This window comes from Psychrobacter sp. FME13, assembly GCF_014861395.1.
GTDB lineage: Bacteria > Pseudomonadota > Gammaproteobacteria > Pseudomonadales > Moraxellaceae > Psychrobacter.
Genome location: NZ_RRYV01000409.1, coordinates 1 through 344, shown reverse-complemented (window position 1 = coordinate 344; position 344 = coordinate 1). Strand labels below are relative to the sequence as shown.

Genomic DNA, 344 nt, shown 5'->3' with positions numbered 1-344 from the left:
TTAAGCTCGGAATTAATGATACCAGCAAACAGCTTCATTCTAAGATCATAGCGCTGACGACGGTTGCGATATTTATGAGCCACGATTTTAAACAACTTGATTAAGCCTATTTTGTGCTCAACCACAATACGGAACCTTGCCAGATAGTGATTGGCCTGTTTGCATATCTCCAATAACTGACCACCACGAGGTTTCTTAAATGGTGTGAAGGTTTGGTTATGTAGCTTTGCTAACCCTTGATAACCACTGTCTGCTAGATAGTTAGTATTCTCAGGCAACCAATCAGGACAAGTATCTTTATACAGCTTAAAATCGTGGATTGACCCTTTACAGGTTTGCACATC

The 344-nt window shown here is 40.4% G+C and carries 1 protein-coding gene; it reads right to left on the bottom strand.

The annotated features are described in order from the left end of the window. Window positions 1-344, bottom strand: a 344-nt coding sequence (locus tag EI164_RS16810; protein WP_318779576.1) for a transposase family protein, incomplete at both ends; no start/stop codon positions are given.